Here is an 11,949-nt window from a genome sequence, read left to right on the forward strand (position 1 = left end):
CAGGAGTCAAAACCCTTTATCAAAACAATGGTAATTCCATTACTGATTTACAAACTGATTCACAACTAAATCAAATCGTTCTCACCCATAGTAATGGACAAGGATTAATAGGTACTGCTGAATTTATTAAACCTCCTGCACCAGAACCAACACCACAACCTGTCGCTGAATCAACACCGGAAGTTAAACCAGAACCAACACCACAACCTGTCGCTGAATCAACACCGGAAGTTAAACCAGAAACCACGGTTGAAAGTACACCGGAAACTCCAGTTAGTGACTCAGAAGAATTTACCATTACTGCTACTCAAGGTGTCACCATTTCCAAACTATCTTACAAAGGTCAAGTCAAACGTACTCAGTCCGATGAATACATAGAAATTAGCAATTTTGGTAACATTCCTGCTGATATTTCTGGTTGGAAAATTACTTCTGCGGGTAGTGCTAAACAAGTATTCATTTTCCCCAAAGGAACTGTGTTAGAAGGTGGTAAGAGTTTCCGTGTTTACACAAATGAAGTACATCCTGAAACCGGTGGTTTCTCCTTTGGTAGTCGTTCTGCAATTTGGAATGATGCAGGGGATGAAGCAAAATTGTTTGATGCAGCAGGAAACAATGTTTCTACTTTAGCTTATGGTAAAAATACCGTTGCAGGTATCAAACAAGAATTAAAAGTTCCTCAACTCAAGTTTGTTGCTACTTATAATGCAGTTAACAAACAAATGTCTTTAGGTGGAAAAGTAACATTTACCGAAGCTGTATCTCTAGCAATTCGCAGTTTCTTAGAAGATGAAAGTGATGCTGAAAGTCCTTTAGGATTAATTCTCAATGATCCTGGTAGTTTTGATTTACCAAATGATGTAACCAAAGCAGTCGCTACGGAAAAACTGCGTTCTTATCTCAATGAAAATGGGGTATTAACTTTATATCCTACTGAGAAACGTAGCACCGCTGAAAATGGGGAAACTGTAGATGAAAATTGGATTTTTGAGTTATCACTAGGTGCAATGAGTGATGTCATGTTTTGGGCAATTGTACCCCGTTCCGGTGATAAAAAAGTCTATAACTATGGTTTCTCATAGGTAGGTTTTTTATCAATTGATAATTGACAATTGATAATTGATAATTGTTTCATTCAAGGTTTCATGGATGGGTAATTGTTAATTGTTAATTGTTAATTGTTAATTGTTAATTGTCCATTGTTGAAAGGTATTCAGCTTTGAATGTCCAGCATCAGATCCCCGAATTATTTGATAAGTAGGGGATCTGAATTTTTCAAGTTATGAAAGTGTATTGATATCAATTCCTTTAGCTTGTAATTTCGCTAATAAGTCTTGATATTTTTGCTGCTCCTGTTCCAATTGTTGATTTAATTCCAGAGATGTGAGAAACTTTCTTCCATCAGGATAATAAATTTCTAAATTATCTGATGTTAATTCAAAACGTATTCCTAAACGTGGACTTACCCAATTATTCATTTCTTCAATTTCTTCTAACCATTCTTCTTCTCTAATAAGTCCGGTTAATTCAAGGGTTGTTGGATCGTAAATATAATATTCTTCTACTCCATAACGATGATAAAAAAGTAACTTTCTCGCCATTTCTTGACTACGATTTCCGGGAGATAATATTTCAAAAACCACCTGGGGAGCAATATTATTTTCTTCCCATTGTTTATAAGAACCACGTCTACCTTTTGGTCTACCAAAAATCACCATGACATCAGGTGCTTGACGGGTTTTTACACTTCCCTCAACTGGATACCAAAGTAAATCACCTGCTATAAATACATCAGGGTTTGATGCAAATAGTATTTCTAAATTCTCCTTAATTTTAACTATCCATTCATAGTGTTCTGTATTTTCTGCCATCGGTTTTCCATCACTATCAGGGTAGATTATTTCTGATTGGGTTTCTGGTGTAATTTGCTGTACCATATCTATATCTCCATTTTACCAAAGGTAAATAATTGTTTTATTTGACAGTGGTACTCAATCAAGTTATTTATTATTTTACAGGGAATAAATAGGGAATAGAGTTTTAAATAATTTCTGGTATGGAGTTCTTACAAAAAAAGAAGTCTGAAATACACAAAACATTATAATAAAAAAACCCTTACCTTCTTCTCTTTGCGTCTTTGCGTCTTTGCGTGAGACATAAAAATGCTATCCTAAAAAATATAATAACCAATAAAAACAAAATGCCAGCGCCTACGATAACCCCAACAACAACAGCTTTTCCATTGACTGCTGTAGTCGGTCAAGAAGCGATTAAAATAGCATTACTGTTAACAGCAGTAGATCCCGGTTTGGGGGGTGTGGTAATTGCTGGTCGTCGAGGTACGGCTAAATCTGTGATGGCGCGTGCCATTCACGCCTTGTTACCACCTATAGAAGTTGTGAAAGATTCCATTAGCAACTGTGATCCAAACCACCCGGAAGAATGGGATGATAAACTGTTAGCGGAACAAAGACAGGAAATAGAAACAGAAGTAAAACCCGTTCCTTTTGTGCAAATACCCTTGGGTGTCACCGAAGATCGACTTTTAGGTTCTGTGGATGTGGAACAGTCGGTAAAACAGGGTGATACAGTTTTTCAACCAGGGTTACTGGCCACCTGTAACAGAGGTGTGTTATATGTGGATGAAATCAATTTATTAGATGACCAAATTAGTAATCAACTGTTAGCGGTATTATCTGAGGGACGCAACCAGATAGAACGGGAAGGTATCAGTTTTCAACATCCCTGTAAACCGTTGTTTATTGCAACTTACAACCCAGAGGAAGGCGCTTTAAGGGAGCATTTACTTGATAGAATTGCGATCGCCCTTTCTGCTGATGGTGTTCTGGGTTTAGATCAAAGAGTGGAAGCAGTGGAACAGGCCATTGCTTACTCCCGTTCTCCCCAAGAATTTTTAAACCAATACAGCGAAGATATAGACGCACTCAAAACCCAAATACTTTTAGCAAGGGAATGGTTAAAAGAAGTCAGCATTTCTTTAGAACAAATCACATACCTTGTTAATGAATGTATCCGCGCTGGAGTAGAAGGACATCGCGCCGAATTGTTTGCGGTAAGAGTTGCCAAAGCAGCAGCAGCTTTAGAAGGACGTAATACCGTTAACGCGGAAGACTTGCGACGTGCGGTAGAGTTGGTGATCGTTCCCCGCACTACCATCATTCAAACCCCACCCCCAGATCAACCACCTCCACCACCCCCACCACCACAAAGTCAAGACGACTCGGAAGAACAACAGGAAGAGGAAGAACAGGAAGACAAAGAAGAACAACAGGAAGAACAGGAACAACAAGAACCCCCAGATATTCCTGAAGAGTTTGTATTTGATCCTGAAGGGGTAATTTTGGATTCTGATGTATTATATTTTGCTCAGATGTCCCAACGTCAAGGTAAATCTGGAAGTCGTAGTTTAATCTTCTCAGAAGACCGGGGACGTTACATCAAGCCGATGTTACCCAAAGGAAAGGTAAAACGTATTGCCGTAGATGCCACATTGCGAGCCGCAGCCCCGTATCAAAAAGCACGTCGCGCCAGACAGCCGAATAAAAAGGTAATTGTTGAACAGGGTGATATGCGGACAAAGCGGTTAGTTAGGAAAGCGGGCGCTTTAGTTGTATTTGTGGTTGATGCTTCTGGTTCAATGGCATTAAACCGGATGCAATCTGCCAAGGGTGCAGTAATGCAGCTTTTAACCGAATCCTATCAAAACCGTGATCAAATTGCTTTGATACCTTTCCGTGGTGAACAAGCGGAAGTGTTATTACCTCCTACCCGTTCTATTGCGTTAGCGAAAAACAGGTTAGAAAAATTACCTTGTGGTGGTGGTTCACCGTTAGCACATGGGTTAACGCAAGCGGTGAGAATCGGTGTCAATGCTCAAATGGGCGGAGATATTGGTCAGGTTGTGATTGTGGCAATTACGGATGGTCGTGGTAATATTCCCTTATCACGTTCTTTAGGTGAACCTCAAGAACCAGGGGAAAAACCGGATATCAAAGCGGAATTGCTAGATATTGCAGCGAGAATTAGAGCCGCAGGGATGCAATTACTGGTGATTGATACAGAAAGTAAGTTTGTTTCTACTGGTTTTGCGAAAGAGTTAGCGAAAACTGCGGGAGGTAAATATTACCAGTTACCGAAAGCGACAGATAAGGCGATCGCATCTATGGCTAGAGGAGCGATCGCTGATATAAAATCTAAATAGATTGTCAGAATCATATCAGATCCCCAACTTCTAGCATGAATGATCAATTATGAAGATCATGATCAAAGAAGTCGGGGATCTAGTTTAGGTTAAGCTAATTTGTAGATAAGTCTATTGATTTTTACTACCATTGAAGGAGAATGTAGTCAATGCAACTTCTAGCTCCAACCGAAGAAAAGATGTGGGAAAAAATAGCATCTACAAACCATGTAAAAATGTCTGATCAAGAAATAAATGCTAAATATGAAAAAGGTGAACAAAGAATATTAACTGAAATGAACCGGGAAAAGCTACCAGCTTTTGTAGAATCGTTAAAAAAACCCGGTTATATGGATATTAGACCTTTTTATCAAAGGAGAAATAGATGGGATAAGACAAAACAGTCTCAACTCATAGAATCTTTTTTGATTAACATTCCTGTACCTCCAATTATTCTGTATGAAAAGAAATATAATGTTTATGAAGTAATGGATGGTCAACAGAGAATTACTGCTCTTAAAGATTTTTATGAAAATCGTCTGCAATTAACAGGTTTAGAACTTTGGCCAGAACTGAATGGACGTACATATAATGAACTTCCTGGAAATATTAAAGCAGGAATTGATCGTCGTTCTATTTCGACTATAGTTTTAATTACAGAGTCAACATCTAGTCCAGAAGATGCACTGTTTTTAAAACAGCTTGCTTTTGCGCGTATCAACACTGGAGGAGTAGCACTCAGTCGTCAGGAAATACGTAATTGTTCATTTTATGGTCAGTTTAATCAGTTATTGCTAGAGTTAGCAGCTAATCCAATTTTTGCAGCAGCTTGGAATATTCCCATTGATGATAAAGAAGAACTTCAGAAAAATAACTTCTACAAAAAGATGGAAGATGCGGAACTAATTCTGCGTTTTTTTGCATTGCGTAATACTGATAAGTTTAGTAGAGGTATGGAGGGATTTCTCGACTTATATATGATGAAAAGTCTATCATTTTCTGCTCAAGATATCGAATTTCTAAAAGACATTTTTTTCAAAACTATCAATCTAGCTCACCACATATATGGAGAGAAATTATTCAAACCTTTTGATCCTCAGTCTGATACTTGGAAGGATAGAGCATACAAAGCTTATTATGATGCAGTAATGGTGGGTTTTAGTAGACATTTAGAAGATTCAAATATTTTATGGGAACGTAAGTCAAAAGTAATTGAAAAAACTAAAATTCTGTTTAGAGAAGATACATCACAGCTGTTTACTGGAGGTGGAAAAACCAAGACTGATATTCAAGAAAGAATCAGTATATTTGATAATATGCTATCTCAAGTCATAGCAGAGTAAAAAGCAATGTTTCAAAATCTGCTCATGGCTGTAAAAGCTAATATTTCTACAATTCGTGCCATTATCAAAACGAATGAGAAAATTCGAGACATTGCTTTTGGAGATGTTTCTGTATATCCAGAAGAAACAAAAATAGTCCTCATGGATATGTTTCAAGATATCCCGGAAGCAACTGATTGGCGTGTTTATGATCATTGTGCTGTCGTCACTCGTTTGTATGCTATTTATGAAACCTTTGTAGAAGACTTAATTCGAGATTGGTTAATTATTTTACCAAGTTTATATCCAAATTATTCAGACTTAAACGAAACTATTCGTAGGATTCACCAAACTGGAGTAGGAAGACTGCTGCAAGAAATATTGAAAGAAGATAATAATAGATACAAGAACCTATCTGTACAAAAGGTCATGCTGGGGTTATTGAATGGAGAAACTGGAGAAGATAAATATCAACTATTACCAGATGCTTTTCTCTTTCATGAACAGAATTTACGCAAAAATAGCTTAGAAAGATTATTAGCAAATGCTGGTATTTCTGATACTTGGGGTTGGATCATAAAACATAGATATGTAAAATATTTTATTGAAGAAATTAGAGGAAATGAAACTTCGATGGAAAAAGAACTTAATACATTAATTAGTTATCGCAACGACGCTGCACATAGTACAAAGATAGAAGATTGGTTAGGATTTAAACCACTGTTAGAATTATGTGATTTTGTTGAAAGTTTATGTCAAGCACTAACTGAATTAGTCAATTATCAGGTGCTTCAAAGTAAAGAATCAATTGGACAAGTACAAGAAGTTGGTAAAATTACAGAGTGGTTTAAAAAACCTCAAGCTGGTGTTTTCACAGCATATATAGAATGTTCATTATCAGTTGGTAGCACTATTATTTTAGTAGGAGAATCCTACTGTCAAGAAGCTAAAATAGAGAGTATTAAATATAATGATCAGTCAATTACTGATGAGATTAAAACAACCACAGGAATGGAGGTAGGGTTAAAATTTGATGTTGAGGCCAGAAAAGATTTGCGTTTGTATAAATTAACGACTTAAAGCAGATATAAAATCTAAATAGGGGTATCAGATCCCCGACTTCTTTGATCATGATCTTCATAATTGATCATTCATGATAGAAGTCGGGGATCTAGTTTAATGTAAACGAGAGATTTCTCACATATTCCCGAAAAACAGAAGATAATGAAAACATCACTTTATCTTCTTTCAGTTTACTTACTAAATACCGTTGTTGTAAAGATTGTAAACCGTTATTAAAATCAACTGAGGATAAATTTAAGGTTTCTATTAACGTTTGTCTTAATTCTTCTCTAGAAATAGGGTTTTCAAATCTACTCAAATATAATACTATTTGTTTTTCTATAGGTGATAAACGGTTATATATCTCTTGAAAATGAGACTGCATTTGCTGGGTAATATGTAATGTATTTTCTGCTAAAAATTCAACAACTTCACCATCATAATTTTTGGCAATTAAGACGGTAATAGTTTTTAAAAACATTAAGTTACCTGTATATAATTTGATTAAATCTAACCAACTATCCTGATTTTTTAATCCTGTATTTTGGAGAATATCGGAATGATATAAACCTGAGATTTCTAAAGATTTGATGGGATATAATTCTGGATCTAAAGATTCCATTTCTGGACATTGTTCTTGACTAATTAAGATAATATTACTTTGATGTTGGGTTTCTGTAACAAGTTTGAATAAGGGTTGATAGTCTTGATATTCTGGTTGATATTTTCCCGCAAGTTCACCAGGTGTAAAGATATTTTGGATATCATCAAGGATGATTAAACATTTTTGTGTAGAGAGAATATTAAATAGTTGTTTGATTTTATCATCTAGATTTTTTTCAGGTTGTTGTTTACAGACTTGCAATAAATCATCAATGAGTAAATTTAGAGATTTGGGATATTTTAAACTTTTCCAAATTATGACTTCAAATTTATCTAAGTTGAAATCTACAAATCTTTTAACTAGAGTAGTTTTACCAATTCCTGATAAACCTAAAATAGAGATTAAAGGGGTGTTTTGATTGAGAACACAATTAGATAAATATTCTAATTCTTTCTCTCTTCCATAAAATCTAATAATTCTTGGTGATAAAGTTAAATCATGGTAATAAAATTTTTGTGTTTCTTCTTTATTATTTGATTTATTTTGATGACATAAATTAATATGATTGTTCTCAAAATTAATAATTTTAGAAAACTGAGAAATTTTAGAATTTACAACTCTTTCTATAGTCCAAGCAAAATTAGATTTATTAATATTTTCTCCCAACTTATCTGATAATGTTTTAAATAACTTTCTACTTTCATCACCAATATAACCTTCATCATAATTATAAAGTTCAGCAATTTGTTTATAAGTTTTACCCTTAAATAATTCTTCAATAATTCTTTTTTGCAGATCATCTAAATGCTGATCTGTTTCTGTGAAAATTAAATTATCTACAAATTGCAAAATTTCTGTAATAGTCATAAAAACTAGATGTTATAAATTGATATTATCCGCTACGCAGAAAAAGCAAAAACATCAATCTCAATTTTTTTATGAGATTTTTTATTACTATTCAGCAGTGAGCGAATATTTTCCGCAGTTTCACTACTAAAAGTTATTTCTCCACAACGAGAACAAACTTTAGCGGGAATACCCTCAACTAAAATTAGTTTACCGTTAATTTCAAAAGTTTCATTTACTAACTCTTGAGTAAAATTTTCTGAACCACAAATATGACAACTCAACATTATGACCTCCTCTGACAATAATTAATCCATTCTTTTGGATCAGAATCTGCTTATTTACAGGATTGATGCAGTCTGACGCACCTTACCAGATTTTATAAGCCGTTCAAGTATTATAACTTATATTGCTTCCAAACAATCAGGTATTTTCAGGTATTTTTTTAATATTTTTTCATTAAATATCAAGTAATATCAGCATTGTTAAACCCATATAAAATAATGGTTTTCCTGCGACTAGACGTAATCCAGAAAAATAATGTATAATAATCATAGAATTAATTATAAAAATATGCAACAATTAATCATTCAAGTTGCTGATAAAGAAAAAGCCGAGATGCTACTAAAAATTATTTCTGCTTTAGATTTTGTCAAATCTGTAGAAGTAGTAGAAGATAACAATAATATAGCTGATAGTGAACAAGAATTTTTTGATTTAGCGGGAATTTGGGAAAATAGAGATATTAGCACTCAATCCATTCGTCAAGAAGCATGGAGAACAGAAAATAAATGATTTTATGTGATACAAATATTATCATAAAATTTTATAAAAACAATTCTCAAGTTATCTCTGAACTGCGGTTTCAGGGAATTAATCAATTAGCTATTAGTTCTATTACTCAAGCTGAATTATATTATGGTGCTATTAATAATTTGGAGTTGAAAAAAATTAAAACCCATTTACAATTACTCCATATTTTTCCTATTGATGTCATGATATCTACTCAGTTTATTACACTAATGGAAAATTACTCTCTTAGTCATAAATTAAGTATACCTGATGCTTTAATTGCTGCAACAGCATTAGTTAATCAGATTGATTTATATACATTAAATGTTAAAGATTTTCGTTTTATTAAAGGCTTAAATTTACATCAACCTTCTATTAATTAGTTGTAAGATGTGTCAGATATCAAGAATCCGCTTATTTACAGGATTGATGCAGTCTAACGCACTCTACCAGATTTTATAAGCTGTTCAAGTATTATAACTTAGATTGATTCCAAAAAATCAGGTATTTTCAGGTATTTTTGTAATATTTCTTAATTATACATCAAGGAATATCAGGGATTTTCTGAGGTGACAAAAAAGTAACAATCTATAAAAATGATTAATCAAGGTGTATTCAATTACAATGCTTTGAGGAAAACTATGGTTAATCAACTTTATTATGGAGACAATTTAGAAGTTTTAAGAAAGTATATTAAAGATGAATCGGTAGACTTATGTTATATTGATCCTCCTTTTAATTCTAAACGCAATTACAATCAAATTTATAATAATATTGGTTCAGAAGATAAAGCACAAGCACAAGCATTTATTGATACTTGGGAATGGGATGATCACGCTATTAAGGGATTAAGTGAAATCACCAGTAATTATCATGGGTTATTTACTCAACAATGTATTGCTTTAATTACAGGTTTAAGTAATGTTTTAGGAACAGGTAGTTTACTTGCTTATTTAGTGAGTATGACTTTAAGAATAACAGAAATTCATCGAGTTTTAAAACCTACAGGTAGTTTTTATTTACATTGCGATCCTACCTCTAGTCATTATTTAAAGTTAGTTTTAGATGCTGTTTTTTGTTCTCAAGGTGGAGATTTTTTAAATGAACTTATTTGGAAAAGAACCACCGCACATAACGATTCTCAAAGATTTGGTAGGATTCAGGATCGTATATTATTTTATAGCAAATCACAGTCAAAAATATTTAATTATATAGATAATATTCATTCGGATAAACAATTATCTCGTTATAAGTATTCAGATCAAAAAGGTTTATATAGAGCAGAAAACTTAACTGCTCCAAAATTTTCAGAAACAAGAACTGTAGAATGGAAAGGTGTTCATCCTGGAAATAATAGACAATGGAGATTTTCTATTGAAAAGCTAGAAGAATTATATGAAAATGGTGATATTTTACTACAAAAGGATGGTAGACCTAGAAAGGATGGTTTAAAACAATATTTACATGAAACAAAAAATCCTGTATTACAAGATATTTGGACAGATATATCATTTCCCCCTACTACGAAAGAACGTTTAGGATATCCAACACAAAAACCAGAAGCATTATTAGAAAGAATAATAAAAGCCAGTTCCAACGAAAATGATATCGTATTAGATGCTTACTGTGGATGTGGTACAACTGTTGCAGTGTCTCAAAAATTAGACAGACAATGGATAGGAATAGACATCACTTATCAAAGTATAAGTTTAGTCTTAAAAAGATTAGAAGACAGCTTTGGTAAAGGAGTTTTAGACACCATTAAATTACATGGTATACCCAAAGATATCGAAAGCGCAATAGCATTAGCAAATAAAAAAGACGATCGCACTCGTAAAGAATTTGAAAAATGGGCAATTTTAACCTATACAAATAACCGAGGAATAATTAACATCAAAAAAGGATCAGATCAAGGAGTAGACGGAATTGTTTATTTTTACGGTGATAAAGGAGATCAAGAAAAAATCATCTTACAAGTTAAATCTGGGAAGGTAAAATCAGGAGATATCCGCGATTTATTAGGAACAATGACCTTAGAAAATGCCAGAATTGCCATATTTATCACCTTAGAAGATCCTACCAAAGATATGTTAAAAACTGCCAAGTCTGCTGGTTTTTATCAAAATAAACTCATGCCTCATAGTTGTGATAAAATTCAAATTGTTACTGTGCAAGATATTATTGAAAATAAACAACGATTAACTATGACATTAGCTTATGAAGTTTTAAAAAGTGCAGAAAAACAAAAAGAAGTAAAAGCAAGTCAAATTGAGTTAGATATTTAATAATATCTAGTAGGTTGGGTTGAGGAAACGAAACCCAACACATATATTAACTTTTAATAAATTTTCATCAGTTAACCTATTTCATCAGAACATGGGTAGGGCTTTAGCATTGCTAAACCCCTACAAAAATATCGGTTTTTAAGCTGTTACGCAGCTAAATTCTATAATCATAATATTCTTAGCTCTTGTGGAACAGGCATCTTGCCTGTTAAACTTATACAAATTAAATGCACAACAGCTTATAAATAAATTGCAGATGTAAATAATTCACTATTTTTAATTTATCAATGATGCACGATTTAGTGATACTTTGGAAATGCGTTAGCGGTAACTCCCTGAAGCGATCGCTATACTACCCATAATTTACCCTACCTCCACCAAATCAAATAATTAAAAAATCATAAAAATTCTTATTAATACATCAGTATCAAATACAATTAACCAGCAAATAAAAAACTAAAAAACCTAAACATGAACCAAACAACAGCCAATTATGATCAAGCATGGAAAGGAGCAATAGAAAAATACTTTCCAGAATTTATCAACTTCTTTTATCCCCAAATTTATCAACAAATAGACTAGAGTAAAACACCAATTTCCCTAGACAAAGAACTAGAACAAATTACAGCTACCTCTAACACAGAAAAACGCTATGCTGATAAATTATATCAAGTGTGGTTACTAGATAACACAGAAATTTGGATATTAATTCACATCGAAGTACAAAGTCAATACGATGAAGAATTTTCCCAAAGAATGTATATCTATAACTACCGATCCTTTGATTTATACCATAAACCAGTAGTTAGTTTAGCCATATTAGGAGATGAAAGCAAA

General features: G+C 33.4%; 10 protein-coding genes and 1 pseudogene. 8 read left to right on the forward strand and 3 right to left on the reverse strand.

Translation table 11 applies throughout. The annotated features are described in order from the left end of the window. On the forward strand, positions 1-1,082 hold a 1,082-nt coding region (locus PN497_RS22435; RefSeq protein WP_334310689.1), incomplete at its 5' end, for a lamin tail domain-containing protein. A 198-nt stretch (positions 1,083-1,280) separates the two neighbouring features. Here PN497_RS22435 and PN497_RS22440 read toward each other — a convergent pair. Continuing rightward, on the reverse strand, positions 1,281-1,937 hold the full coding sequence (locus PN497_RS22440; RefSeq protein WP_096568754.1) for a Uma2 family endonuclease: 657 nt from the start codon (positions 1,935-1,937) through the stop codon (positions 1,281-1,283). Positions 1,938-2,200: 263 nt separating this feature from the next. Between PN497_RS22440 and bchD the strand changes: the two genes are divergently transcribed. The 3 genes from bchD to PN497_RS22455 all read left to right on the forward strand — a co-directional run bounded on the left by bchD (position 2,201) and on the right by PN497_RS22455 (position 6,603). Next, positions 2,201-4,222 (forward strand): magnesium chelatase ATPase subunit D, encoded by a 2,022-nt coding sequence (gene bchD / locus PN497_RS22445; RefSeq protein WP_096568757.1) that lies wholly within the window; start codon positions 2,201-2,203, stop codon positions 4,220-4,222. A 149-nt stretch (positions 4,223-4,371) separates the two neighbouring features. Next, positions 4,372-5,544 carry a DUF262 domain-containing protein gene (locus PN497_RS22450; RefSeq protein ID WP_096568760.1) on the forward strand — a complete coding sequence of 391 codons (1,173 nt, stop codon included), beginning with the start codon at positions 4,372-4,374 and terminating at the stop codon, positions 5,542-5,544. A 6-nt stretch (positions 5,545-5,550) separates the two neighbouring features. After that, positions 5,551-6,603 (forward strand): MAE_28990/MAE_18760 family HEPN-like nuclease, encoded by a 1,053-nt coding sequence (locus PN497_RS22455; RefSeq protein ID WP_096568792.1) that lies wholly within the window; start codon positions 5,551-5,553, stop codon positions 6,601-6,603. Between the two features lie 91 nt (positions 6,604-6,694). Here the strand turns inward: PN497_RS22455 and PN497_RS22460 are convergent, their stop codons facing one another. Both PN497_RS22460 and PN497_RS22465 read right to left on the reverse strand, forming a co-directional pair. Next, positions 6,695-8,056: an NB-ARC domain-containing protein gene (locus tag PN497_RS22460; protein WP_096568795.1), complete on the reverse strand. Its 1,362-nt coding sequence runs from the start codon at positions 8,054-8,056 to the stop codon at positions 6,695-6,697. Between the two features lie 32 nt (positions 8,057-8,088). Then, positions 8,089-8,322 (reverse strand): YgiT-type zinc finger protein, encoded by a 234-nt coding sequence (locus PN497_RS22465; RefSeq protein ID WP_096568799.1) that lies wholly within the window; start codon positions 8,320-8,322, stop codon positions 8,089-8,091. Positions 8,323-8,608: 286 nt separating this feature from the next. Here PN497_RS22465 and PN497_RS22470 point away from each other — a divergent pair, with 286 nt between their 5' ends. From PN497_RS22470 to PN497_RS22485, 4 genes and pseudogenes are all read left to right on the forward strand, one after another. After that, positions 8,609-8,830: a hypothetical protein gene (locus PN497_RS22470; protein WP_096572710.1), complete on the forward strand. Its 222-nt coding sequence runs from the start codon at positions 8,609-8,611 to the stop codon at positions 8,828-8,830. Then, positions 8,827-9,210: a type II toxin-antitoxin system VapC family toxin gene (locus tag PN497_RS22475; RefSeq protein WP_096568801.1), complete on the forward strand. Its 384-nt coding sequence runs from the start codon at positions 8,827-8,829 to the stop codon at positions 9,208-9,210. The genes PN497_RS22470 and PN497_RS22475 overlap by 4 nt, the downstream gene beginning before the upstream one ends. 258 nt (positions 9,211-9,468) lie before the next feature. Continuing rightward, positions 9,469-11,112, forward strand: coding sequence for a site-specific DNA-methyltransferase (locus PN497_RS22480; RefSeq protein WP_096572711.1), 1,644 nt, complete (start codon positions 9,469-9,471; stop codon positions 11,110-11,112). Between the two features lie 471 nt (positions 11,113-11,583). Then, a pseudogene (locus PN497_RS22485) lies at positions 11,584-11,949 on the forward strand (hypothetical protein); the annotation flags it as partial.

This window comes from Sphaerospermopsis kisseleviana CS-549, assembly GCF_028329225.1.
GTDB lineage: Bacteria > Cyanobacteriota > Cyanobacteriia > Cyanobacteriales > Nostocaceae > Sphaerospermopsis > Sphaerospermopsis kisseleviana.